Below are 22,801 nucleotides of genomic sequence, written 5' to 3'. Positions count from 1 at the left end.
ATGGTTGATTATCGTTCCGAGAAGTCCGACGGCCAGTCAGCGCCGGGCGAGTTTCGACTCGACGCGCCTGCTGTCGACGATCAACGGTCGTCAGTCGACGAACTGCTCTCGCTTCTCGGTCATCAGCGGCGCCGCGACGTCCTGTACTACCTCTCCGAAAACGAGATCGCGGACGTCGAGTCGCTGGCGACGACGATCGCCGCTCGCGAGGCTGACCTGCCGGTCGAGCAGATCACGGCCGACGAGCGGGAACCGGTGCTGATCGACCTCTATCACAATCAGCTGCCGAAACTGGCCGATCGGCAACTGGTCGAGTACGACAGTCGGAGCGGCACAGTCAGGTGGACGTCACCGACCGCCGACCTCGAGCAGGTTCTCGAGTGCTGTCACGATCTCGAGACGGACGCCGAGTAGCCTTCGGTCGACGGGAACCGATTCACTTCGCACCATCGTTTCGTCCTCCACCGACCTGCGGGAGTCGAAACGAAGACCCCGGCGCTGCCGGGCCCCCTTTCAAGCCCCTCGAGCCCGTACGGACTGGTATGAGCATCAGTGGCCTCTGCCAGATCTGCGAATCGCGGCAGGCACAAGAGCGGTGTCCCAACTGTGGAACGCTCGCGTGTGAGGTACACTACGAGCCGGACGCGGGCCTCTGTGCCGACTGCGCCACGCAGGCACAGCCCGACGAACAATCCGAAGACGTCGACATCCACCGGTTCTGACGCGTGAGTCACGATCCCCAATGACGTCGATTCGAAACCTGCTGAGTGAGTCGCTCGCGATCGGTGAGACGTTCTGCCTCGAACTCGAGCAGCGAGACGAAACCCTCGTGGCAACCCATCCTCACGACACTAGTCCGATGGACGTCGCCGTCGTCGAGGGACTCGAGTTGCTCGAGGAACGGCCACCTCGGGAGTCGGTCGAGGTAGAGATCGTCGGCCGCATCGTCGACGGACTGGTCGCCGGCCGCGTCGTCTCGCCGACCTGTGAAGACTAGTCGCGGTACTGGTTCAGTCGCTTCTTGAGCCGTTTGGCCGCCTGGCCGCTGGCACTCGCGAACCGCTCGCCCTCGTTTTCGCCCGCGAAAATAATACCTCGCGAGGAGTTGATCAGGCCGACCTCGCCCGACAGTCCGTACTCGACGGCGGCCTCCGCATCGCCACCCTGCGCGCCGATACCCGGCACGAGGAAGGGGAGATCGGGGACCTGCTCGCGCAGTTCCTCGAGTTCGTCGGGGTTGGTCGCACCGACGACGAGACCGACGTTGTCGTTTTCGTTCCAGAGATCCGCGAGCGCAGCCACTCGCTCGTAGACGGGTTCGCCGGTCTCGAGCTCGAGGTCTTGGATGTCCGCGCCGCCGGGATTCGAGGTCCGGCAGAGGACGAAGATCCCGGACTCCTCGTCGGCCAGGAACGGCTGCAGCGAGTCGCGACCCATGTAGGGGTTGACGGTGATCGCGTCCGCGCTGTCGAGCAGCTGGGCGTACTGGCGCGTCGTGTTGCCGATATCGGCCCGCTTGGCGTCGAGCAGGACGGGAACGCCCTTCCCTTGCGCGTAGGCGATCGTCTCCTCTAAGGCTCGCCAGCCGTCGGGGTCCTCGTAGAAGGCCGCGTTCGGCTTGAAGACGGCGGCGTGTTCGTGTGTCGCGTCGATGATCCGACGGTTGAACGCCCACCGCGGGAGGTCGTGGTCCTGCAGGTGGTCAGGGATGCGCGACGGGTCGGGGTCGAGCCCCACCGAGACGACGCTGTCGACCGTCCGAATCCGGTCGTGCAGGCGATCGAAGAAGTTCATACCGACGAGTGGCCACCGAACGGTCGAAAAGATTGCTATCCCGCCGAGCGGTCGGCGACCCGGTTCACCGCACCGTTCTCACGCCTCGAGCAGTTCGACGAGATTGCCCTCGGGATCACGCAGGAAGCAAATCGACGTTCCGCTCTCGGTCGTTCGGGGCTCGCTGAGCGTCGGCACCTCGTCGGGGAGTTCCTCGTAGACGGTCTCGAGGTCGGCGACGGCGAGTCCGACGTGGATCGCCCCCGGTTCGTCGATATCGGGGGTCGGTCGGGCCGGCGCCCCGGGATCGTACGCCACGAGCTCCAGCCGGATCCCGTCGGCCTCGAGGTGGGCGAATCGGGCGCTCGCACCGTCGACGTCGACGGCGTCGGCGAAGGCGTCGCCGCCGACCTCGAACCGATCGACGACCGAGAGGCCGAGGGTATCGCGGTAGAACGGGAGCGTCTTCTCGAGGTCGCTGACGGTGATCCCGACGTGGTGTGCGCTGAGTGTCGTCATAGTATGGGGGGATACGAGCCCGCGAGAAAAGTGCTTCGGCGGCGGCTCGCCCGCCGAACGTGGAGGGTGCCGAACAGCGTTTTGTGGAACGCGACCGTCTCTCACTCTATGGCACGCACAGCCGTGATCGCCGGCGTCGGACCCGGACTCGGAGAATCAATCGCACGCACGTTCGTCGACGAGAACTGTCGAGTCGGGCTGTTCGCGCGCTCGGCGGACTACCTCGAGGAGCTGGCCGACGACCTCGGTGAGGACGCAGTCGCCGTCCCGACGGACGTCACCGACCCCGAACAGGTCGAGGCAGGGTTTCGGACGGTTCGCGACGCGTTCGGAACGGTGGACGTCCTCGTCAACCACGCGAGCGGCGGTGCGTGGAAGGGAATCCGAGGTCTCTCGCCCGACGAGTTCGAACGGGCGTGGCGCGTCTCGGCCTACGGCGGATTGCTGTGCTCGCAGGCGGCGGTCGAGGACATGCTCGCCGAGGATGGTGGGACCGTCGTCTTCACGGGAGCGACTTCGTCGGTTCGCGGCCGAGACGGCGCACTCGGCTTCAGTTCGGCTAAGTTCGCGGTTCGCGGGATGGCGGAATCGATGGCCCGAGATCTCGGGCCCGACGGAATCCACGTCGCCCACGTCGTGATCGACGGGCAGATCGGATCCTCGGGCAGCCGCGGAGGAGCGTCCGACCACGACGATACGGAATTGCTCGATCCGGACGCGATCGCCGACTCGTACTGGCACCTCGTGACCCAGGATCGATCGGCGTGGACGCTCGAACTCGACGTTCGTCCGCACGTCGAGGACTTCTGAAAGGGACACCGCTCGCAGTAGACGGATGGGACCGTTCCGATCAGTCGTCGCTCCCGACGAGTAGTGTTATTTTCACGGCGACTAATCGTTCGATATGACTCGCGTCGCGCTTATCGCCCACGACGAGAAGAAGCCGGATCTCATCGAGTTCGCACAGCACCACGAGGAACAGTTGCGAGAGTACGAACTGATCGCGACCGGCACGACGGGGAAGCGACTGATGGAGGAAACCGACCTCGAGATAGACCGGAAGCAGTCCGGTCCCCTCGGCGGCGACCTGATGATCGGCTCCGAGGTCGCGGAGGCCAGACTCGACGGGATCGTCTTCCTTCGCGATCCGCTGCGCGCCCAGCCCCACGAGCCGGATATCTCCGCACTCCTGCGGATCTGTGACGTCCACGACACGGCGCTGGCGACGAACCTCGCCTCCGCGGAGTTCCTCATCGAGGGACTCGCCGACTGAACGACGTTCGGACGACCGCGCGGACGACCTGCCCTGATGGAACTCTTCCAGTCGTTTCGTTCCCTATCGCGCGGCGATCCTCACGGACGCCGCGACGAACGCCGTCGGCGCGCACGTCACCCTTCCACGGGATCTCCTCGAGCCCCGAACGCGATTCGTCGCGGTCGGGTGGGAGCGGTCGCCGTGAGTCGAACGCGGGCGCGGCTCACTGGGCGAGGGTGGACCACAGGTTTCGGACCGCCGGTCGGTTCAGCGCCAACCATCCCGCCGCGCCGCCGACACACCCGGCGAACGCCAGCAGCCCGTCGGTCGCCCCGCCGGTGACGATCAGCGACAGTCCGCCGAGTGCGACGGCGACCGCGAACGCTCGCTCCGGATCGCCGTCGAGCGCCGCTTCGGTGGCGAGCAGGTAGCCCGCGCCGAAGCCGACCGACGCGACGATGTCGACGAAATAGTGGACCCCGAGGACGAGTCGGGACAGCCCGACGAGTCCGACGAGGAGCGCCGCGGCGAGCAGCCGTCGTCGGTGCGTGGACGTTCTGCTCCGGAGCGCCAGTGCTCCCCAGAGAATCGTCGCCGCCATCGTGTGTCCGCTGGGAAATCCCTCGCCCTCCCGCGGAATCGCCTGCAACGACTCCGGCGGCCGCGAGAACCCGAACGCGGTCTTCAGAAGGAGCGTCAGCGCCAGTCCGCCGAGGACGACGCCCAGGACGAACCCCGTCCGCCTCGAGAGCGGCCGATCGACGTCCCGTCGGACCGAACGGACCGCTTCGGCGGCCGCGATCCCGAGCAGGACGGCCACGACGACGAACTCGTCGCCGAGAAGCGCGATCGCATCGAAGAGGGAGACGGTCCACTCCGGCACTGCGCGACGAATCGCTTCGGTGACGCCGAGATCCCGGTTCATGCTACGGTGGTACCGTCGTTCACCCCCGGACCAAAAGACTGCTTGGGAATTGAGCGGTCGTCCGCCCGGTTCGCCCGCGATACCGACGCCGTCTGCGCGCGGTTCAGAGTTCAGCTTCGAGGCGACGACCGACGGTCGAGCGCTGACCGGGGAGGGCGACCGTGGCGGAAATCTCGGTCGGCACGGTTCCGGAAGCCGCGCTACCGTCGACTGAGAAGGGGTGAACCGACGGGTCACGTCAATTTATTACGCGAGGCAACCGTCGTTCTCGTATGACCATCTACGAGAGCGACCTCCCGGGCGTCGGCAAGAAGTTCGAGGTCGAACTCGACGGCGGCGAACGGCTCGTCATCGTGACCCACAACACCGGCAAGCGAGAGGTCTACCTCAAACCGGACCCCGACGCCGACAGCGACAAACTGTTCGAACTGTCGGATCAGCTGGCCCGAAAGGTCGGTACGATTCTCGAGGGCGCGTACTTTCAGCCGGTTCAGACCGATCGCGTGGAGACGATGCTCTCCGACGAAACGTTCCTCGAGTGGTACAGCGTCGAAGAGAATTCCGAACTCGCGGGCGTTTCGATCGGCGAGTCCAACGTTCGCGAGCGGACCGGCGTTTCCGTCGTCGCGATCCAGCGCGACGACGAGGTTATCACCCCGCCGACGCCGGACACCGTTATCGAGACCGGTGATACAGTCGTGGTCGTCGGCGAACAGGAGGACTGCCTCGAGTTCGAGAAGCTGATCAGCGGCGAGAGCGAAGCCTGATTCGACCGATGATGAGGCAGTTGGAGGTGAGAGCCAGTGGCAGCTGAATCGACCGCGCTGATCGACGTCGGGATCCTGTTCGCGGCCGTCGCACTGGCGGGGCTTATCGCGAACAAGATCAACCAATCCGTCATCCCGTTCTACATTCTCATCGGGACGGTGCTCGGCGAGTACGTCCTCGGCCGGGCCGACTTTCCGGCACTGCTCGGCACGGATACGGTTCCACACGGAGCGGAACTCGCCCTCCTCGAGACGGATTTCATCTACCTCGGGGCCGAACTCGGGATCGTCCTCCTGTTGTTCTTTCTGGGCCTCGAGTTCAACCTCGACCGGCTGATCGCCGCCAAAGAGCGGATCGGCAAGGCGGGGACGGTCGACCTGATCGTCAACTTCGGGATCGGCCTGGTGCTCGGATACGCCGTCTTCGGGTCGTTCCTCCCCGCGTTTCTCACCGCCGGGATCGTCTACATCTCCTCGAGCGCGATCATCACGAAGTCGCTGATCGACCTCGGCTGGATCGCCAACGACGAGGCCGACCCGATGCTCGGCACGCTCGTCTACGAGGACCTCTTCATCGCCGTCTACCTGGCGATCGCGTCCGCGCTCGTCCTCGGCGGCGGCGATATCGGCGAGGCGGCCGGCCAGATCGGCATCGCGATGGGATTTATCCTCGTGTTGCTCCTGCTCGTCTACGTCGGGACCGCCTGGTTCCAGCGCAGCCTCGAGACCGACTCCCACGAGTTCGTCGTGCTTCGCGCGCTCGGCATCACCATCCTCATCTCGGGGGCCGCGCTCGCACTCGGCGTCAGCGAGGCTGTCGCGGCCTTCTTCGTCGGGATGGCGTTCTCCTCGACCGACCACGTGCACGAACTCGAGAACCTGCTCGAGCCGCTTCGCGACACGTTCGCGGCGATCTTCTTCTTCTGGATCGGCCTGATCACCGATCCGACGCTGTTCATCGACGTGCTGGGGCTCATCGCGCTCGCCGCGGTGCTGACGACACCGACGAAACTCGTCAGCGGCTACCTCGGCGGCCGAATCTACGACCTCGACGAGCGCCGCTCCGTGCGGGTCGGACTCGGCATGACGACGCGCGGCGAGTTCTCGCTCATCATCGCGAGTATCGCGCTCGCGGGCGCCGGGACCGGACTCGTCGAGGGGACGGCCGAAACGATCTACGCCTTCGCCGTCGGCTACGTGCTGCTCATGAGCATTCTCGGCACGACGCTCATGCAGTACGCCGACCGGATCGAGGACGCCGTCGTCCCGCTACTCGAGAGCGAGGCGGAGCCGACGCCCCAGCCGAGCGACGACTGAACGCCGCTCGAGTCGCGGATCGACCGCCTCGTGTCCGTCGTTCGTTCACGTTCCCTCCGATCCTGAAACAATAGGTTCAAGCGCGTTGACTCCCTCCCGAAGACCATGTTACAGGCGGTCGTCTTCGACCTCGATTACACGCTCGCAGTTCCACAGCAGGACCGAGCGACGATCCTCGAAGACGCAGCGAACGCCGTCGGTGCGCCGGAACTCTCACGAAGCGCGTACCTCGACGCCCACCGCCGAAACCTCACTCGAGAGACGCGCGAGCCGATCTTCGAGGAGTTGCTCGCCGACCGCGACACCGACGCCGACCCGGCGGAGGTCGCCGCGGCCTACCGCAACGAGATCGCGGCGGCCCTCGAGCCGCTACCCGGTGTCGAATCGATGCTCGCGGAACTCGGCGACGAGTATCGGATCGGGCTGCTGACGAACGGCCCCGTTCGCGCCCAGCGGGACAAACTGTCGACGCTCGGGTGGGAGGACGCCTTCGACGCGGCGCTGGTGACGGGCGAACTCGAGGCCGGAAAGCCCGATCCTCGCGCGTTCGAGGCGATCACCGACGCCCTCGACGTCGATCCCGAGGCCGCGGTGTACGTCGGCGACGAGGTCGAGGCCGATATTCGCGGCGCGACGGGCGCCGGGATGGCCGCGATTCAGGTGCTGCTCGAGGGCGGCCCCGAACCGGATCCGCGCGCCGTCGCCCACGTCGAGCAGGCGGACGTCTCGACCGCCGTCCCGTCGGTGATCGCCGAACTCGCCGGGACGGCCCACAGCGTCGGCTCGTAGGAACTGATTTCTCACCCGGTCCGTTGTGCGACACCGCGACGAGCGTCTCACTCGAACGGTTCGATGGAGTGCCAACGTCCGGATCGCAACGAACGGCGAACTACTCCGCACGGACGACGGCCTGGATCACGTCCGTCGCCCGCTTGACTTCGGCGCCGCTCTCGACGAACACCAGCGTCTTCGGGGGCGTCGTCGCCTTCGGCCGGACCCGGAGTTCGGCTTCTGACGCCGCATCCGCCGCGGCGTCCTGACCGCGCTCGAACTCGAGGTGGGATCGATCGGGGTGGACGAACGCGCGCGCGAACGGTTCCTCCCGGCCGTCGACGACGATGTCGTACGCCCGGGCGCCGTTCGCCGAGGGTTCGACGTCGCGATCGGCGTTGAGAATAGAGACGCCCGCGAGTACCCCATCCTCGCGGCCGTCCAGTTCGGACGCGAGCAGTTCGGCGATCCGTCGGCCGTCGGTGGTCCGGTCCTCGACCATACCCTCGGTCCGTCGGCGGGCCCCTAACGCTCTTCGATCAGCGCGGACCGCGCGACGGGGGCGAGATCCTCGACGTCGATCCCCTCGCGGCGGGCGTAGACGACCGCCGCGGCCTCGATCGTGATTCCGAGTTCCTGCTGGAGGGCGTTTATCGCGCCGACGGCGTCGTGTTTCTCCATTCCCTCGGCGACGAGCGCGTCGAGAACGCGCTCGAACGCCGACCGTCCCTGCAGGAGGTCCTCCTCCGGAACGAACTCGTCCGGGATCGTCACCTCGGCGGGATCGAACGCGGCCACGAGTTCGCCGCCCTCGTGCTCGAGCAGTCCCTCCTGGACTGCGACGTCGATCAGTCGCTTCGCCTGATCGGGGGAGAACCAGTCGCGGTCGAGCGAGAGGGCGACGACGAACTCGTTTTCCTGCAGCCGACGACTCCCGTTCTGGATGAACGGGGCGGCAGCGGCGACGCGAAGACTCATCGAACACGACTCTCTCCAGCGACGAGAAAACGGTGGCGGTTCCGAACGAGGCGGGGCTTCGTGCCCCCGGACGACCGTTCTCCGGTGAGGCGGTCAGCGGCTCAGTCGGAGGCTCGGCCGCCGCCACCGTTGCGGTCGGCTCGAGACGGTGGCGGGAACTCGGTCGCCGCCGTCGCCTCCGGCGGCTCCGGGAGGACACAGCGGTCGGCCTCCCGGTTTACGTGCTGGTACTGGGTCGGGGCGTTCGCGAGCGGGTGTGCGGGGTTCTGGTCGCTGTCGATCCGGGCGGCTCGAATCTCCGCGAAGCCGTTGAGTCGGGCCTGAATCCCGCGCCAGTGATAGCGCGTCGCCGCCGGCACCGAGACCGGGCGCGGCGGCTTTCGATCCGGGTGTCCGGTCGCGAGGACGATGTTGTTGACGTTGCTGGCGAGCGCGTCGTGGTCGACGAGGACGCCGACGCGGGCGTCTCGCGGCGCTCGAGCGGCGAGTACGTCCAACCCGAGGTGGAGCGCCCGGTACTCGGCAACGTTGTTGTCCGGCGGCGTGTCCGTGGTCGCGATACGAGCGACACGGGTGCCGTCGCGCGTTTCGATGACGGCGCCTAGGCCACCGCCCGACTCGCGGAACGACCCGTCGGTAGCGACGTAGAAGTCACGGTGATGGGTGCGCGGAGGATGGGCAATGTGCGGCGTAGGCGACTCGTCGAACAGGTCCCGCAGGGCAGACCGGCCGTGAGCGGCCATACCCGATGTAGGTCGTGTAGCTCACTTAAGCTTGTGGGCGATATCACAGGGTGCGAGAGCCTCGCGTTTGTACAGCAGATCTAGTTGGAATGAACGACACCGCTGAAGAGAAAGTAGGATCATCAACACTTATTAAATACCTGCCTGTTTTTCCATGTGGTATGAAGGGTGCCAACAGACACAGTATCGATCGGCGGACGCTGCTGAAAATCACCGGCGCTGCTGGAGCAACGACAGGGCTGGGCGCGATCGCCGGCTGTTTAGACGATCCCGACGGGGGAGACGACGGCGACGGCGAGAACGAGATTACGATCACGCTGTCGCAGTTTCCGGACACCATCGATCCGCTCGATCACATTACCGGGGACTACTTCGACGTGTACGACCACATCTACGAGCCGTTGTTCGATTTCGAACCCGGCGAGGGAATCTTCGCGCGCGTCGTCGAGGACTGGGAAATCCAGGAGGGTGAGGGCGCGACCGAGCTTTACCTGCGGGACGACGTGGTGTTCCACAACGGCGACGACCTGACCGCGGAGGACGTTGCGTGGACGATCGAACGGACGGTCGATCCGGACATGGGCGTCGTCAGCGACATCGGCTCGTACGGACTCGGCTCGATCGAGGGTGCGGAGGCTCTCGACGAGACGACGGTCGAGATCCAGTACGGTGCGGCGCCGGGCCTTGCGGAGTTCGAGTTCGGTAACTACGCACGTGCGCTCAACATGGAGTGGGCGATCGACAATTACGACGCCGAGAACGAGGCGATCTCCGGCGCTGACCCTGAGGACTTCAACGGAACGGGGCCGTACGAGGTCGTCGACTTCACCTCCGGTGAGGAAATCGTCCTCCAGCGGTTCGACGACTACTGGGGCGACGAACCGCCGTTCGAGCGCGTGACGTTCAACGCGGACGGCGAATCCAGCGGTCGAGTCGCGGCACTCGAGACGGCCGAGACCGACCTCACGATCAACATCCTGCCGGAGGACGTCGCGACCGTTCAGGACGCCGACGACGTCGAGATCAGGGAGGTGACGAGCTTCCGGAACATCTTCTGCCCGATGAAGAACACGGTCGAGCCGTTCGACAGCCAGGAGTTCCGGCAGGCGATGAACTACGCCGTCGACAACGAGGGGATCGTCGATTCGGTGCTCAGCGGGTACGGCGAAGCGAGAGGACAGCCGGTTGCGCCCGGAATCAACGGCTTCAACGACGAGATCGAACCCTACGAACAGGATATCGGCACGGCCGAGAGCCTCGTCGAGGAGAGCGGCTACGGCGGCGCGGAGATCGAACTAGTCGTGCCACAGGGTCGGTACCTCAACGACGCTCAAGTCGGCGAGACGGTCGCCGATCAGATCGACCAGCTCGACAACGTCAGCTGTGAGGCGAGCATCGAAGACTTCGGCGTCGTCTCGGACGCGAACTCGGCTGGGGTCGATCCCGACGGATTCGAGATCCCGTTCTACCTGATCGGGTGGGGTACCATTACCGGCGACACCGACTACGGGGTACAGGGCTTCTTTACCATCCCCGACAACGAGGCCCGGACGTTCGACGACGAGGAGCTCAGCGACGCGATCCTGGAGAGCCAGCAGATCGAGGATCCGGACGATCGACGCGAGCAACTCGAGGAAGTCAACCGACTGGCCCGAGAGAAGGCGCCGTTCCTGTTCCTCCACACCCAGGAGAGTATCTACGGCGTCAGAGAGGACATCCAGTGGGACCCTCGCGAAGACGAAACGGTCTACATCTGGGGAATGGAGCAGTAGCTATTGACACCTAAGTAAAGCGAAACGGTAATTATCTCTCCCTTGATTCACTCGACACGTTCCAATGACGGCGGGTAATATATTCCAATGACGATGGGGAAGTTCCTCGTACGGCGGATACTCCAGGGTGTGTTCGTCATCTGGGGTGTGATCACGATCATGTTCGGGCTCCGAGCGGTATCACCCGGCGATCCGGCGACACTGATGCTCGGGGAGGGAGCGACGCAGGAGCTCATCGAGCACGTCCGCGAACAGGAGGGGCTGAACGAGCCGATCTACGTCCAGTACTTCGACTATATCCAGGGAATGGTCGTCGGCGACTTCGGCTACTCCTGGCGGTCCAACAGGCAAGTCGAGGCGATGGTGATAGAGCGCGTTCCGGCGACGATCGAACTCGCGATAGCCGCGACGATCGTCGCGGTCGTCATCGCGATCCCGCTGGGCGTGATCTCGGCGACGCGGCGGAACGAGGCCTCAGACTACGGGGCGACGCTGTTCTCGCTGCTCGGCATCTCGACGCCCAACTTCTGGCTCGGACTCATGCTGATCTTGCTGCTGGGCGTGTGGGCCGGTCTCTTCCCGACCGGCCGGCGGCCGGTCGGATTCGCCGAGGCCGTCGTGACGCTCGTTCGGTACGGCTCGGTCTACGATCTGCTCGTCTGGTTGAAATACATCACGCTGCCGGCGATTACGCTCGGAACGTACTTCACCGCGCTTATCACCCGCCTCACCCGGAGCGGTATGGTTGACGAGCTCGGGAAACCCTACGTCACGGCGAGCCGGGCGAAAGGATTACCGTCGGTGCTGATCCGGTACAAACACGTGTTGCGGAACACGATGATCCCGATAATCACCGTCCTCGGACTGCAGATGGGGACCCTGATGGGCGGTGCGGTCATCACGGAAACGGTGTTCAACTGGCCGGGACTCGGGCTCCGCCTCATCGACGCGCTGGACGCGCGAGACTGGCCGCTCATGCAGGGGATCGTCGTGTTCATCGCCATCGCGTTCGTGTCGATCAATATCGTCGTCGACGCGCTGTACACCTCCCTCGATCCGCAGGTGAGAGAAGAATGATCTCGGACCGAGTCAAGTCGAATCTGAAACAGACGTTTTCCGAGAGTTTGCTCCCGAAACTCGGACTGCTGCTGTTGGTCTCCATCGTCTTCATGGCGATCTTCGCGCCGGTTCTGGCCACCCACGATCCGTCGCGGACGGGACACTACGACGAACAGGGAGCGGAGTATCCGCCGCTCGGACACGAATACACGACGCAGATCCCGGAGGACGGTGATCTCGTCGAGATGACGGTCGAGCCGACCACCGAGCACGTCCTCGGAACGAACAACGTCGGACAGGACGTCTACTCGCGGTTCCTCTACGGAGCGCGGGTATCGCTGCTCGTCGGGATCCTCGGAACGAGTATGGCACTGGCGATCGGTGTCCCGGTCGGGCTCGTCGCGGGATACTACGGCGGGCGAGTCGACGACGGACTGATGCGTATCGCGGACACCATGCTCGCGTTTCCGGCGCTCGTACTCGCACTGGCCCTGATCGGCGTGTTCGGATCGTCGCCGGTCATGGTTCCCGACCCGATAGTGATGGCCGGTTTCGCCGACGGAATGCCCGAATCCATCCCGATCCCCGGAACGGTGACCATCGTCGTCGCGCTCGTCACCTGGGTCTGGTTCGCACGCGTCGCTCGCGGCGAGGCGCTGTCGATTCGCAACGAAGAGTACGTCAAGGCGGCTCGGAGCTTCGGAACGAGCGACGGGACGATTCTGCTCAAACACGTGCTCCCGAACAGTCTGACGCCGATAATCGTCCTCGCGACGATCCAGGTGGCGGTCATCATCCTGCTCGAGGCCTCGCTCGCGTATCTCGGGTTCTCCGGGACGACGCTCTCGTGGGGGTACGAGATCGAGCGAGGACAGGACGTTCTCAGGACTCGGCCGTGGGTTTCGATGCTCCCGGGGATCGGGATCGTCCTGACGGTGATCGGCGTCAATCTACTCGGCGACTGGTTCCGCGACGCACTGGATCCGAACATCGAGGGTGAGGGACGATGACAGAGAATATACTTCAGGTACGCGACCTTTCGACGCGGTTTTTCACGCAAGAGGGACAGATAAACGCGGTCTCGGACTTCGATCTGACGATCGAACGGGGAGAGGTCTTCGGGATCGTCGGCGAAAGCGGCAGCGGCAAGAGTGTTACCGCCCGATCGATCATGGACCTGATCGAACCGCCGGGGGAGATCACCGCCGGGGAGATCCGATACCGGAACGCCGATTTCGCCGAGGACGTCGCGGACGACTATCCAGACGCAGTCGACGGGGAGTTCGTGAACCTGCTCGAGCTTCCCGAAGGCGTCAGGCGGTCGCTCCGGGGAACGTCGTTCAGCATGATCTTTCAGGACCCGGAGAGCAGCTTCAATCCGACGCTCACCGTCGGCGAGCAACTCGCCGAAGCCGTCGAGGTCCAGCGGCGAGCCAGCGCCCGGCCGCGATCGACTCGCGCTCGGACCGAGTCCGACGAGTACTCGCTGGGCTCGCTCATGCTCTCGACGGTGTTACCATCCAAGAAGTACATCAGCGAGGAGAGCCGCGAGCGAGCGATCGAGCTACTGGAGCTCGTCGGAATCCCCGACCCCGTCGAACGCGCCGACGAGTACCCCCACGAGTACTCCGGCGGGATGCTTCAGCGGGCGATGATCGCGCAGGCGCTCGCCGGCGAACCGGACGTCCTGGTCGCCGACGAGCCGACGACGGCGCTCGACGTGACCATTCAGGCCCAGGTGCTCGACCTCCTCGACGAACTCCAGGAGGAAACCGGAATGACGATCCTGCTGATCACGCACAACCTGGGGGTCATCGCGCGCATGTGCGACAGGGTCGGCGTGATGTACGCCGGTGAAATAGTCGAACGGGGGACGCTGACGGACGTTTTCGACGACTACGTCCACCCGTATACGGAAGGACTGCTCGGCTCGGTACCCGACCTCGAGGGAGCCGCCGACAGGCTCCAGCCGATCCCCGGTAACGTTCCGAGTCTGGTCGACGAGGAGATGGGCGACCGGTGTTACTTCGCCGATCGGTGTCCGAAGGCCATGGAAGACTGTCTCGACCATCCGCCGGCGTTCGAGGCGTCGGGAAGCGAGGATCACGAAGTCCGGTGTGTGCTCGCGGAGCGGGAGTACAGCGAGCAGCGGGCGCTTCCGTCGGACTACTTCGACGAGTCCGAGCGGGCCGCCGCAGACAAACACGCCGATCCGGACGAGACAGAGGACGACATCCAGCCCGAGCGAGCGCAGCCGCCCGTCGAGGACTCGGGAGGTGGTCGACTGTGAGCACCGACCGATCGGAGCAGCCGCTCGTCCGCGTCGACGACCTCCAGAAGTACTTCTGGGAGCAGGACTCGCTCCTGGATCAGCTGCTGGGCGCTGACCCGGTCCCGGTTCGAGCGGTCGACGGCGTCAGCTTCGAGATCAGGGAGGGAGAGACCCTCGGCCTGGTCGGCGAGTCCGGCTGTGGCAAGTCGACCACGGGCGAGACGGTCCTGCGACTTCAGGAACCGACGGACGGCCGGGTCGAATTCGACGGCAACAACGTCTACGATCTCTCCGGGAGCGAACTCACCGACTTCCGGCGGGAAGCGCAGGTCGTCTTCCAGGACCCGTTCTCGAGTCTCGATCCCCGGATGACGATCGGCGAAACCGTCCAGCAGCCGCTCGATGTCCACGAGATCGGCACCGAGAGCGAACGGCGCGAACGGGTTCGGAACCTCCTCGAGCGCGTCGGCCTCTCGGCCGACCAGCTCGAGCGCTACCCTCACGAGTTCTCCGGCGGACAGCGCCAGCGCATCGGTATCGCCCGCGCGCTCGCGCTCGAGCCGGAGTTTATCGTCCTCGACGAGCCGACGTCGGCGCTCGACGTTTCGGTCCAGGCGCAGGTGTTGAACCTGCTCGACGACCTGCAAGCGGAGTTCGATCTCACCTACCTGCTGATCAGCCACGACCTCTCCGTGATCCGCCACGTCTGCGACCGCGTCGCCGTGATGTACCTCGGCGAGATCGTCGAGATCGCCCCCGTCGAGGAACTCTTCGACGATCCGAAACACCCCTACACGCAGGCGCTGCTCGAGAGCGTTCCGCGCGCGGCGACCGGCGAGCGAGACCGCGATCGGGAGACGCTCTCCGGCGACGTCCCCTCGCCCCGGGACCCGCCGAGCGGCTGCCGATTCCGGACCCGGTGTCCGAGGGTCATCCCGCCCGAAGACCTCGAGATCGACCAGGACACCTACCGCGAACTGATGACGCTGCGCGAGCGCGTCGAGCGTCGCGACATCTCGCTGGAGACGGTGGGCGACGAGGGCCGGTTCGGGTTCGAGGACGGTACCGTCCCCGGCGAGGACGTACCCGCGTTTACCGATGCCCTTCAGGACCGACTACTCGACGCGGAGCTCCCCGCAGCGCACGACGAGATAGTCAGTCGGGCGCTGTCGGAACTGGCGAAGGGAAACTGGGACGAAGCCGCCGCGCAGTTGCGCGCGGAGTACGAGAGCGTCTGTGAGCGACGGAATCCCGGCCTCGGAAACGGGGGTCACCCGGCCGCCTGTCACCTCTACGGCGAGGCGGCCGACCGGCACGAAGGGACGGAACCGCTGCAGTAGCTCTCGGGAACCGGCGACTCGACCCTCCTCCGCCGAGAGAACTGCGGAGAGACGGACGGTGTGACAAAAACGCGGACCGTCGCCAGAATTTACAAACCAATTCGTTTTGGCAGCAGGTGTAATTACAAACGGTGGCTTTCTCCAAGTATGAAGCAGACGACCCACTCTCGTATGGAGGCCGCATGTTCGCTGTTAGCCGAGTCTAAGCGCCGATATCTGCTCTACCAGCTCGCGGAGGACCGGCGCGGAAACCTCGAGGAGATCGTCTCTCGGATCGCCGCGTGGGAGCGCGACGACACCGACGAGTCGCTCGGCTCCGACCACAGACAGCGCATCTACGTCTCGCTCGCCCACAACCACCTGCCGCGGCTCGCGGACTACGACATCATCGACTACGACCTGCGAAGCGGTGACGTCGTGCTCAAGGAAGGGTTCGACGACATTCGACCGCTGCTCGAGCAGTTCAAACAGACCGAAGAGAAGCCCGAAATCCGGGAACGGCCGCTGCTCTAGAGCCGCTCGATTCCGGCCCCACCGGTCGCGGGTCGCGGTACCGGCGCCAGACCCTCGAATCCCGATCATCTCCCTCTCACATCTCGATCGGCGTTCGTTTCGATTCGAAACGAATAGGACGTCACTCGTCAAACGGCGAGTGTGAGCCGATATCGAAACGCCGCGCTCTTTCTCGTTCTCGCAGTCGTCTGGGGAAGTTCGTTCGTCGCGATCAGTGCGGGGCTCGAACACTTTCCGCCCGTGTTGTTCGCTGCACTCCGGTACGACATAGCGGGTGTAGCGATGCTCGCGTACGCGATGTATGCCGTCGATCACTGGCGACCCGCGGGACGGGGCGAGTGGGCGACAGTCGTCGTCGGGGCCGTCCTGTTGATCGCGGCCTACCACGTGTTCCTGTTCGTCGGCCAGCAGAACACGACGGCGGCGGCAGCCGCCGTGCTGGTGAGTCTCTCGCCGGTGTTGACCGCCGGGTTCGCGCGGGCCCTGGTTCCGTCCGACGCGCTCTCGGCTATCGGCGTCGTCGGCGTCTTCGTCGGGCTGCTCGGCGTCGCCGTCGTCGTCCAGCCGGATCCCTCGAACCTGTTCGCGACGGACGCCGTGGCGAAGTTCCTCGTCTTCTGTGCGGCGGCAGCGTTCGCGCTCGGAAGCGTCCTCACGCGGCGCATCGACGCGTCGGTCCCGATCGAGACGATGGAGGCCTGGTCGATGCTCGGCGGTGCTCTCCTGATGCACCTCGTGAGTCTCGCGCTCGCCGAACCGGTCGAGCCGGCAACCTGGACCGATCCCGAGGCGATCGGGGCGCTGGCGTACCTGGCGCTGGCCGCGAGCGCGTTCGGCTTCCTGCTCTACTTCGACCTGCTCGAGCGACTCGGCGCGGTGGAGATCAACATGGTCTCCTACGTCGCCCCGATATTCACGGCGACCGTCGGTTGGCTCTACCTCGGCGAGGTCGTCGATGCGACGACGGTCGCCGGTTTCACGCTGATCGCCGTCGGCTTCGTTCTCGTAAAGCGCCGCGCGCTCCGTCAGGAGGTCGTCGCTGCCAGGCGGCGTCGCTCCGGGCAGTGAGCCGAGTAAAGAACGGAGGGGGTCAGGGCCGGCTCTATTGTCGGTGTGCGTGACCGACGTAGAGCGCGAGGAGGTTGACCGCCAGGAGAACGAGAAACGTCCCGGTCTCGGTCGCCGTCGACAGCCCGGTTACGAGCAGGGGGACGTACAGGAACGGCAGAACGATCGCCGTCCAGAAACCGATCTTCCGGATGGGGTCGGCGAGTCGGGGGAGCAGTCGCTCAAGAACTCGATCACTGTTCTGTCTCTCGGTGCCCTCGCTGGAAGGAGAAGTGGGGGAATCGTGGGTTGTTGGGGGACTCGACATCGAAACACCTGGCGACGAACGTCTATCTACCACGTGCGCACATATATCGGCGAGACCGTTTCGACGGGTTGTGTAGAATTCACTCGAGTAAGGGACTAACTGAACCGAACCGAGCGCGAGCGAACGGATAACCGGTAGCGCTCCGTTCACCGAACGTCTGACGGGGTCGGCCGCGTCGTCGCCGCGTACAATCACTCGTTTCGATGAGCAGTTCGGATCGTTCGGGGGATGGAACGAACGCGCCGGACACGCGGTTCCGAACGACGGCGTTCGGCTGTCTCGCGGATGCTACCGTCGGAATATTCGCCCGAAAACTGACAGCGATCGTTCAGAAACCGGTCCATATCGTCGATGTAATCGCGACCAACACTTCGATGGGAAAAGCCGGTCGCCGCGTCGCGCCGATCGTCGCTCGGCGTCGCGCGGCGAGACTACTGGAAGCCGATCCGACTGCCCCGGCGGCCGGTCGGGTCGGGGCCGCTCGAGCCGCCCTGGAACTCCTCTTCGATCTGCTCGTAGTAGTCGAGGATGTCGTCGGTGATCGTCGGTCGGACGTTCTCCATGGCCTGACGGAAGTGACGCATCTCGACGATGTCGGCCTCGTGGTCCTCGCGCAGTGCCTCGATCGCTCCCTCGCGGGCGATCGACTCGAGGTCGCTTCCGACGTAGCCGTCCGTGATCTCGGCGATCTCGCGCAGGTTGACGTCCGCGGCGAGAGGCGTGTGCTCCGTGTGGATGTCGAGAATCCGTTCGCGGCCCTCCATGTCGGGTTCGCCGATCATGACCAGCCGGTCGAATCGACCCGACCGCAGCAGGGCGGGATCGATCATGTCGGGACGGTTCGTCGCGCCGATGACCATCACGTTCTCCATCTCCTCGAGACCGTCGAGTTCGGTCAGCAGCTGGTTGACGACCCGCTCGGAGACGTTTGAACCGACCTCGCCGCCACGGCCCGGCGCCAGCGCGTCGAGTTCGTCGAAGAAGATCACCGTCGGCGAGACCTGCCGCGCCTTGCGGAAGGTCTGGCGGATGGCCTTCTCGGATTCGCCGACCCACTTCGAGAGCAACTGCGGGCCGCGCACCGAGATGAAGTTCGCGTTGGTCTCGTTGGCGACCGCCTTAGCCATCAGCGTCTTCCCGGTGCCCGGCGGACCGTACAGCAGGACGCCGGCCGGCGGATCGATTCCCAGCCGGTCGAACCGTTCGGGGTTGTTCAGCGGCCACTCGACGGACTCCTTGACCTGCTCTTTCGCATCGTGGAGACCGCCGACGTCGTCCCAGGAGATCTTCGGCAGTTCGACGAGGACCTCCCGCATCGCCGAGGGTTCGACCTCGTTGAGCGCGCCGCGGAAGTCCTGGCGCTTGACGATCATCCGGTCGATCAGGCTCGGCGGGATGTCCTCCTCGTCCAAGTCGATCTCGGGCAGGTACCGGCGAAGGGCCTTCATCGCGGCCTCCTTCGTCAGCGACTCGATGTCGGCGCCGACGAAGCCGTGGGTCTCGTCGGCCAGATGTGCGAGGTTGACGTCGTCCGAGAGCGGCATTCCGCGCGTGTGGATCTGGAGTATTTCCTCGCGACCCACCTCGTCGGGGACGCCGATCTCGATCTCGCGGTCGAACCGACCCGGGCGACGGAGCGCGGGGTCGACCGAGTCGACCCGGTTGGTCGCCGCGATGACGATGACCTGGCCGCGAGCCTCGAGGCCGTCCATCATCGTGAGCAGTTGGGCGACGACCCGACGCTCGACCTCGCCGGTCACGTCCTCACGCTTGGGCGCGATCGAGTCGAGTTCGTCGATGAAGATAATCGCGGGCGACTCCTCGCTCGCGTCCTCGAAGATCTCGCGTAACTGCTGTTCGGACTCCCCGTAGTACTTCGAGATGATCTCGGGGCCGGCGATGGAGAAGAAACTGGCGGAGGTCTCGTTGGCCACCGCCTTGGCGAGCAGCGTCTTCCCCGTCCCCGGCGGTCCGTGTAACAGGACCCCCTGGGGCGGCTCGATCCCCAGTTTCTTGAAGATCTGGGGATGTTTCATCGGCAACTCTACCATCTCGCGCACCCGCTGGATCTCTCCTTGTAGGCCGCCGATGTCCTCGTAGGTGATCCCGCCGCCGGTCTTCTCGAAGCCGGAGATCGGCTCCTCCCGGAGTTCGACGTCCGTGTCCTCGGTGATGAGGACCACGCCCTCCGGTTCGGTTTCGACCGCGATCAGCGGGATCGCCTGGCCGGGCGACCGCATGAACGGATGGTTCGTCGAGGACATCACGGGAACGATGTCCCGGCCGACGACGGGTCGTTTCAGAATCTGCCGTTTGACCATGCCGGCGGCGTCCGATCCGAACTGGACCGACGCCTCCTCCGGCGGCGCGAGGACGAGTTTGTCCGCCTTCGTCGCCTCCGCCTTTCGGATCGTCACCCGTTCGCCGATGCCAACATCGGCGTTCTGCCGGGTGAATCCGTCGATGCGGACGGTATCGGTGTTCCAGTCCTGCCGGTCAGCACGCCACACCTTTGCGGCAGTCGTATCTGCACCTTCGATCTCGATAATGTCGCCCGGACTTAGCTTGAGATGCAACAGCGTGTCCGGGTCGAGTCGGGCGATGCCACGACCCGAGTCGTTCGGGTACGCCTTCGCAACCTCCAGTTGGACTTCGTTCATGATTCAGGATGGACGGCGATGTCAGTGATTCCGATTCGGGAGCGGATAGGCTTTTTGCTAGCGTTAATCTCCACCGTGCTAGGTAACACCATATCTAACTGAGATGGGAGGACACATAGATGTACCGGCTTCGGTGGGTTTTGAACCTTCTGCAGGAACTGAGAACCGGTTTGCAGAAACTGAGAAGGTGGATTTTTGACTCCGCCGGTCGCTCGTTGCAGTATGCAAACGCTCGCGTTCGACGGCCGAATGGGTGCAAGCGGTGACATGATCCTCGCCGCGTTGCTCGATGCCGGGGCCGATCCGACGGCGCTCGAGCCCGTCACGACGTCGCTGGACCTGGAGTATCGGATCGACGAGGCGGTCAAGAGCGGCATCGCGGCGACGACCGTGGACGTGATCCTGACGGATGCCGACGCCGACGGTGACCGATCGACCGATCACGAGAAGGGCCACGACGATGGGTACGAGCACCATCACGACGGCGATCACGACCACTCGCACGACTACGATCACGGCGAAGAAAACCACCAACACGCGCACGACGAGGGCGTCCACGCCGAGGGCCACGGCCCCCACCGTAGCTACCTCGAGGTCCGTAAGATCGTCGAGGAACTGAACCTCGAGCCGGCGATCGAACGCGACGCGCTCGCAATTTTCGAGCTACTGGGGGAGGCCGAGGCGAGCGTCCACGGGGAATCCCTCGAGGAGATCCACTTCCACGAGGTCGGCGCCGACGACGCGATCGCGGACGTCGTCGGCGCAGTCGCGCTCGTCCACGACATAGAGCCCGAGCGGATCGTAACGACGCCGCTCGCGACCGGCGGCGGGACGGTCTCGATGAGCCACGGCGAGTACCCCGTCCCGACGCCCGCGGTCGTCGAAATTGCCCAGCGAGCGGACTGGCCGCTCCGCGGCGGCCCGGTCGATGCGGAGCTGTTGACGCCGACGGGAGCGGCGATCCTCGGCCACCTGGCCGACGGCGTCGAATCGCTGCCGTCGCTCGACCTCGAGGACTCGGGTTACGGCGGCGGCGGCTACGACCTCGATCCGCACCCGAACGTGCTCCGGGCGCTAGTGGGGGACGGCGGGAACGAACTCGCGAAGGACGACATCGCGGTGCTCGAGACGAACCTCGACGACGCGACACCGGAGGTGCTCGGCGGACTTCAGGAAACTCTCGCGAGCGCGGGCGCGCGCGACGTTTCGATTATCCCGGCGACGATGAAGAAGTCCCGGCCCGGCCACCTCGTGAAGGTGATCTGCAAGCCGGAAGACCGCGAGCGGGTCGCGCGGGCGCTAGCCGAGGAGACGGGAACGCTCGGCGTCCGCGACGCCGGCGCGACCCACCGCTGGATCGCCGAGCGGGAGTTCGAAACGGTGGCGCTCGAGATCGACGGAGAGCGCTACGAGGTTACCGTGAAAATCGCGAGCGACGTCGACGGGGAGGTGTACGACGTGAGCGCGGAGTACGACGACGCGCTGGCCGTCGCGGCGAAGACCGGGTTGCCAGTCCGAACGGTTCTCGAGCGGGCGAACGCCCGGTATCGCCGTTCGCTCGAGGAGTGATCCGTTCAGCGGTCGAATCGGGATTCGTTCTCGAGTCCGGGTGCGAGAGGCTGCACTGTAGCACGCTTACGCAGCGTTCGCCGTCCGACATTCCGTACGACGGCGGTTTCGCCGAACCTACGAATTCACACGGATCGCCGGTGAACGCATCGCAGTCCCTCGGCGGGTCGCGACGTACGCGGCTAAAAAAGAAAACGAATCGATGCGTGCGGATTGCTTAGCCGTTGAGGATGCCGAGGTAAGCCTCGACGTCAAATTCGACTTCGGCCTCGTTGTCTCCGGTTTCAGCGTTCTGATCTACCGTTGCGGTGTTGTCCTGATCAACGACCTGCACCTGATCGACGTTAGCGGAGGCAGCAGCCGAAGCGCCGCCACTGCTACCGGACTTCTTGTACTTATCGGAGTGGCCGTCACTCGCTGCGGCCGCGTTCGCCTCCGCGATACCGACCTGCGCGTTGTTGTTGGTCTGGTTGACGTCGGCGTAGTTCGTCGCGTCGCCGGTTTCCTGCTCGACGTCGATATCGAGTTCCTGTGCCGCCGCAGTTCCGGCGAACCCCATGAACATGAGGCTGCCAATCAGTGCTACCGTCAGCGTGATCGTGAGTGTGCGCTTCATTGTTTAGAAGTGGCACGCGTCACACGAACGGATCCGATACTATCGAGCGAGTCGTTCGCTCAACGCTATTGCGACCCACTTCGGTGACGCGTTGCCCGATTGATCGTCAGCACGGAACAGTACTTGAACCCAGAGACCAGTTTCGTGCCGAAAGTATCGATTCATCGGCTGTATCGCCCCGCTATTCCTCGCGGTCCGATCGTTTCAGCGTCGCGTTTCGCCGTCCCGGATGGGAAATCTCTGATGAGAGCGGATCGTCTGGACGGGCCGTGAGAACGGATCGAGGATCCGAACGGTCGCGAGGAAGGCCGCGATGAGATTCGGTCCGCGCGGGAAAACGAGTTCGACGCGTTCGGGATCGAAAACTCGCCCGTGAAGAATTTGTACGCGAACGGCGATCCTGATGACCGTCGCAGAGGTCGCCTGGGCGCCGGTTTCCGCCCCGTCTCGATGGTGACGGTCTCTGCTGTTTCCGTTTTCGTGTACCTCCACGTGCGCGGGGGCGCTGATCGGTGCTGCCCTCGGCGTGATCGTGAGGTGATTTCGTCGTCAACCTCGGGCGCGCACCGCGTGAGGA

At 64.9% G+C, this 22,801-nt stretch carries 25 protein-coding genes; 16 read left to right on the top strand and 9 right to left on the bottom strand.

Annotated elements, in window-relative coordinates; all coding sequences use genetic code 11:
- The 3 genes from NED97_RS09710 to NED97_RS09700 all read left to right on the top strand — a co-directional run bounded on the left by NED97_RS09710 (window position 1) and on the right by NED97_RS09700 (window position 997).
- The gene (locus tag NED97_RS09710) at window positions 1-414 is read left to right on the top strand and encodes a DUF7344 domain-containing protein (RefSeq protein ID WP_252490492.1); all 414 of its coding nucleotides are present in this window, start codon (window positions 1-3) and stop codon (window positions 412-414) included.
- Between the two features lie 128 nt (window positions 415-542).
- The gene (locus tag NED97_RS09705) at window positions 543-722 is read left to right on the top strand and encodes a hypothetical protein (protein WP_252490491.1); all 180 of its coding nucleotides are present in this window, start codon (window positions 543-545) and stop codon (window positions 720-722) included.
- 20 nt (window positions 723-742) lie between these two features.
- The gene (locus tag NED97_RS09700; RefSeq protein WP_252490490.1) at window positions 743-997 is read left to right on the top strand and encodes a hypothetical protein; all 255 of its coding nucleotides are present in this window, start codon (window positions 743-745) and stop codon (window positions 995-997) included.
- Here the strand turns inward: NED97_RS09700 and pyrF are convergent.
- A complete protein-coding gene (pyrF, locus tag NED97_RS09695) occupies window positions 994-1,794 on the bottom strand; it encodes an orotidine-5'-phosphate decarboxylase (RefSeq protein ID WP_252490489.1) in 801 nt (266 codons plus the stop codon). The genes NED97_RS09700 and pyrF overlap by 4 nt on opposite strands.
- 78 nt (window positions 1,795-1,872) lie before the next feature.
- Window positions 1,873-2,292 carry a VOC family protein gene (locus NED97_RS09690; RefSeq protein WP_252490488.1) on the bottom strand — a complete coding sequence of 140 codons (420 nt, stop codon included), beginning with the start codon at window positions 2,290-2,292 and terminating at the stop codon, window positions 1,873-1,875.
- A gap of 108 nt (window positions 2,293-2,400) precedes the next feature.
- Between NED97_RS09690 and NED97_RS09685 the strand changes: the two genes are divergently transcribed.
- The gene (locus tag NED97_RS09685) at window positions 2,401-3,102 is read left to right on the top strand and encodes an SDR family NAD(P)-dependent oxidoreductase (protein WP_252490487.1); all 702 of its coding nucleotides are present in this window, start codon (window positions 2,401-2,403) and stop codon (window positions 3,100-3,102) included.
- 94 nt (window positions 3,103-3,196) lie between these two features.
- Entirely contained in the window at window positions 3,197-3,565 is a 369-nt protein-coding gene (locus NED97_RS09680; RefSeq protein ID WP_252490486.1) for a methylglyoxal synthase, read from the top strand.
- Between the two features lie 205 nt (window positions 3,566-3,770).
- Here NED97_RS09680 and NED97_RS09675 read toward each other — a convergent pair whose 3' ends face one another.
- Window positions 3,771-4,472 (bottom strand): phosphatase PAP2 family protein, encoded by a 702-nt coding sequence (locus tag NED97_RS09675; protein ID WP_252490485.1) that lies wholly within the window; start codon window positions 4,470-4,472, stop codon window positions 3,771-3,773.
- A gap of 272 nt (window positions 4,473-4,744) precedes the next feature.
- Here NED97_RS09675 and NED97_RS09670 point away from each other — a divergent pair, with 272 nt between their 5' ends.
- The 3 genes from NED97_RS09670 to NED97_RS09660 all read left to right on the top strand — a co-directional run bounded on the left by NED97_RS09670 (window position 4,745) and on the right by NED97_RS09660 (window position 7,345).
- Window positions 4,745-5,239: a cation:proton antiporter regulatory subunit gene (locus NED97_RS09670; protein ID WP_252490484.1), complete on the top strand. Its 495-nt coding sequence runs from the start codon at window positions 4,745-4,747 to the stop codon at window positions 5,237-5,239.
- A gap of 36 nt (window positions 5,240-5,275) precedes the next feature.
- Window positions 5,276-6,556 (top strand): cation:proton antiporter, encoded by a 1,281-nt coding sequence (locus NED97_RS09665; protein ID WP_252490483.1) that lies wholly within the window; start codon window positions 5,276-5,278, stop codon window positions 6,554-6,556.
- Window positions 6,557-6,661: 105 nt separating this feature from the next.
- The gene (locus NED97_RS09660) at window positions 6,662-7,345 is read left to right on the top strand and encodes an HAD family hydrolase (protein WP_252490482.1); all 684 of its coding nucleotides are present in this window, start codon (window positions 6,662-6,664) and stop codon (window positions 7,343-7,345) included.
- 100 nt (window positions 7,346-7,445) lie between these two features.
- On the opposite strand, the gene NED97_RS09655 is transcribed toward NED97_RS09660, so the two are convergent.
- From NED97_RS09655 to NED97_RS09645, 3 genes are all read right to left on the bottom strand, one after another.
- The gene (locus NED97_RS09655) at window positions 7,446-7,829 is read right to left on the bottom strand and encodes a hypothetical protein (RefSeq protein WP_252490481.1); all 384 of its coding nucleotides are present in this window, start codon (window positions 7,827-7,829) and stop codon (window positions 7,446-7,448) included.
- A gap of 23 nt (window positions 7,830-7,852) precedes the next feature.
- Window positions 7,853-8,305, bottom strand: a complete 453-nt coding sequence (locus NED97_RS09650; RefSeq protein WP_252490480.1) for a DUF2240 family protein — start codon at window positions 8,303-8,305, stop codon at window positions 7,853-7,855.
- A gap of 101 nt (window positions 8,306-8,406) precedes the next feature.
- Window positions 8,407-9,048 carry a ribonuclease H family protein gene (locus NED97_RS09645; RefSeq protein ID WP_252490479.1) on the bottom strand — a complete coding sequence of 214 codons (642 nt, stop codon included), beginning with the start codon at window positions 9,046-9,048 and terminating at the stop codon, window positions 8,407-8,409.
- 161 nt (window positions 9,049-9,209) lie between these two features.
- Between NED97_RS09645 and NED97_RS09640 the strand changes: the two genes are divergently transcribed.
- The 7 genes from NED97_RS09640 to NED97_RS09610 all read left to right on the top strand — a co-directional run bounded on the left by NED97_RS09640 (window position 9,210) and on the right by NED97_RS09610 (window position 17,072).
- Window positions 9,210-10,820, top strand: a complete 1,611-nt coding sequence (locus NED97_RS09640; RefSeq protein ID WP_252490478.1) for an ABC transporter substrate-binding protein — start codon at window positions 9,210-9,212, stop codon at window positions 10,818-10,820.
- 87 nt (window positions 10,821-10,907) lie between these two features.
- Window positions 10,908-11,897: an ABC transporter permease gene (locus tag NED97_RS09635; protein ID WP_252490477.1), complete on the top strand. Its 990-nt coding sequence runs from the start codon at window positions 10,908-10,910 to the stop codon at window positions 11,895-11,897.
- On the top strand, window positions 11,894-12,889 hold the full coding sequence (locus NED97_RS09630) for an ABC transporter permease (protein ID WP_252490476.1): 996 nt from the start codon (window positions 11,894-11,896) through the stop codon (window positions 12,887-12,889). Before NED97_RS09635 ends, NED97_RS09630 begins: the two co-directional genes overlap by 4 nt.
- Window positions 12,886-14,169, top strand: coding sequence for an ABC transporter ATP-binding protein (locus NED97_RS09625; protein WP_252490475.1), 1,284 nt, complete (start codon window positions 12,886-12,888; stop codon window positions 14,167-14,169). Before NED97_RS09630 ends, NED97_RS09625 begins: the two co-directional genes overlap by 4 nt.
- Window positions 14,166-15,491: an ABC transporter ATP-binding protein gene (locus NED97_RS09620; RefSeq protein ID WP_252490474.1), complete on the top strand. Its 1,326-nt coding sequence runs from the start codon at window positions 14,166-14,168 to the stop codon at window positions 15,489-15,491. The genes NED97_RS09625 and NED97_RS09620 overlap by 4 nt, the downstream gene beginning before the upstream one ends.
- Before the next feature lie 147 nt (window positions 15,492-15,638).
- Window positions 15,639-16,004: a DUF7344 domain-containing protein gene (locus NED97_RS09615; RefSeq protein ID WP_252490473.1), complete on the top strand. Its 366-nt coding sequence runs from the start codon at window positions 15,639-15,641 to the stop codon at window positions 16,002-16,004.
- A 141-nt stretch (window positions 16,005-16,145) separates the two neighbouring features.
- Window positions 16,146-17,072 (top strand): DMT family transporter, encoded by a 927-nt coding sequence (locus NED97_RS09610; protein WP_252490472.1) that lies wholly within the window; start codon window positions 16,146-16,148, stop codon window positions 17,070-17,072.
- A 34-nt stretch (window positions 17,073-17,106) separates the two neighbouring features.
- Here the strand turns inward: NED97_RS09610 and NED97_RS09605 are convergent, their stop codons facing one another.
- Both NED97_RS09605 and NED97_RS09600 read right to left on the bottom strand, forming a co-directional pair.
- Window positions 17,107-17,379, bottom strand: a complete 273-nt coding sequence (locus tag NED97_RS09605; protein WP_252490471.1) for a hypothetical protein — start codon at window positions 17,377-17,379, stop codon at window positions 17,107-17,109.
- Window positions 17,380-17,810: 431 nt separating this feature from the next.
- Window positions 17,811-20,039: a CDC48 family AAA ATPase gene (locus NED97_RS09600; RefSeq protein WP_252490470.1), complete on the bottom strand. Its 2,229-nt coding sequence runs from the start codon at window positions 20,037-20,039 to the stop codon at window positions 17,811-17,813.
- 222 nt (window positions 20,040-20,261) lie between these two features.
- Here NED97_RS09600 and larC point away from each other — a divergent pair, with 222 nt between their 5' ends.
- Window positions 20,262-21,608 carry a nickel pincer cofactor biosynthesis protein LarC gene (larC, locus tag NED97_RS09595; RefSeq protein ID WP_252490469.1) on the top strand — a complete coding sequence of 449 codons (1,347 nt, stop codon included), beginning with the start codon at window positions 20,262-20,264 and terminating at the stop codon, window positions 21,606-21,608.
- Window positions 21,609-21,825: 217 nt separating this feature from the next.
- On the opposite strand, the gene NED97_RS09590 is transcribed toward larC, so the two are convergent.
- Window positions 21,826-22,224 (bottom strand): hypothetical protein, encoded by a 399-nt coding sequence (locus tag NED97_RS09590; protein ID WP_252490468.1) that lies wholly within the window; start codon window positions 22,222-22,224, stop codon window positions 21,826-21,828.
- Window positions 22,225-22,801: the final 577 nt, after the last annotated feature.

It is taken from the genome of Natronococcus sp. CG52, from assembly GCF_023913515.1.
GTDB classification, from domain to species: Archaea; Halobacteriota; Halobacteria; order Halobacteriales; family Natrialbaceae; genus Natronococcus; species Natronococcus zhouii.
Note: the sequence above shows the minus strand (reverse complement) of the source record. Positions and strands in the feature narration are given on the sequence as shown.

Excerpts from the sequence above, each read along its gene's own strand:
- NED97_RS09710 (WP_252490492.1), top strand. The coding sequence starts at position 1 with ATGGTTGATTATCGTTCCGAGAAGTCCGACGGCCAGTCAGCGCCGGGC.
- NED97_RS09705 (WP_252490491.1), top strand. The coding sequence starts at position 543 with ATGAGCATCAGTGGCCTCTGCCAGATCTGCGAATCGCGGCAGGCACAA.
- NED97_RS09700 (WP_252490490.1), top strand. The coding sequence starts at position 743 with ATGACGTCGATTCGAAACCTGCTGAGTGAGTCGCTCGCGATCGGTGAG.
- pyrF (WP_252490489.1), bottom strand. The coding sequence starts at position 1,794 with ATGAACTTCTTCGATCGCCTGCACGACCGGATTCGGACGGTCGACAGC.
- NED97_RS09690 (WP_252490488.1), bottom strand. The coding sequence starts at position 2,292 with ATGACGACACTCAGCGCACACCACGTCGGGATCACCGTCAGCGACCTC.
- NED97_RS09685 (WP_252490487.1), top strand. The coding sequence starts at position 2,401 with ATGGCACGCACAGCCGTGATCGCCGGCGTCGGACCCGGACTCGGAGAA.
- NED97_RS09680 (WP_252490486.1), top strand. The coding sequence starts at position 3,197 with ATGACTCGCGTCGCGCTTATCGCCCACGACGAGAAGAAGCCGGATCTC.
- NED97_RS09675 (WP_252490485.1), bottom strand. The coding sequence starts at position 4,472 with ATGAACCGGGATCTCGGCGTCACCGAAGCGATTCGTCGCGCAGTGCCG.
- NED97_RS09670 (WP_252490484.1), top strand. The coding sequence starts at position 4,745 with ATGACCATCTACGAGAGCGACCTCCCGGGCGTCGGCAAGAAGTTCGAG.
- NED97_RS09660 (WP_252490482.1), top strand. The coding sequence starts at position 6,662 with ATGTTACAGGCGGTCGTCTTCGACCTCGATTACACGCTCGCAGTTCCA.
- NED97_RS09655 (WP_252490481.1), bottom strand. The coding sequence starts at position 7,829 with ATGGTCGAGGACCGGACCACCGACGGCCGACGGATCGCCGAACTGCTC.
- NED97_RS09650 (WP_252490480.1), bottom strand. The coding sequence starts at position 8,305 with ATGAGTCTTCGCGTCGCCGCTGCCGCCCCGTTCATCCAGAACGGGAGT.
- NED97_RS09645 (WP_252490479.1), bottom strand. The coding sequence starts at position 9,048 with ATGGCCGCTCACGGCCGGTCTGCCCTGCGGGACCTGTTCGACGAGTCG.
- NED97_RS09640 (WP_252490478.1), top strand. The coding sequence starts at position 9,210 with ATGAAGGGTGCCAACAGACACAGTATCGATCGGCGGACGCTGCTGAAA.
- NED97_RS09635 (WP_252490477.1), top strand. The coding sequence starts at position 10,908 with ATGACGATGGGGAAGTTCCTCGTACGGCGGATACTCCAGGGTGTGTTC.
- NED97_RS09630 (WP_252490476.1), top strand. The coding sequence starts at position 11,894 with ATGATCTCGGACCGAGTCAAGTCGAATCTGAAACAGACGTTTTCCGAG.
- NED97_RS09625 (WP_252490475.1), top strand. The coding sequence starts at position 12,886 with ATGACAGAGAATATACTTCAGGTACGCGACCTTTCGACGCGGTTTTTC.
- NED97_RS09615 (WP_252490473.1), top strand. The coding sequence starts at position 15,639 with ATGAAGCAGACGACCCACTCTCGTATGGAGGCCGCATGTTCGCTGTTA.
- NED97_RS09605 (WP_252490471.1), bottom strand. The coding sequence starts at position 17,379 with ATGTCGAGTCCCCCAACAACCCACGATTCCCCCACTTCTCCTTCCAGC.
- NED97_RS09600 (WP_252490470.1), bottom strand. The coding sequence starts at position 20,039 with ATGAACGAAGTCCAACTGGAGGTTGCGAAGGCGTACCCGAACGACTCG.
- larC (WP_252490469.1), top strand. The coding sequence starts at position 20,262 with ATGCAAACGCTCGCGTTCGACGGCCGAATGGGTGCAAGCGGTGACATG.
- NED97_RS09590 (WP_252490468.1), bottom strand. The coding sequence starts at position 22,224 with ATGAAGCGCACACTCACGATCACGCTGACGGTAGCACTGATTGGCAGC.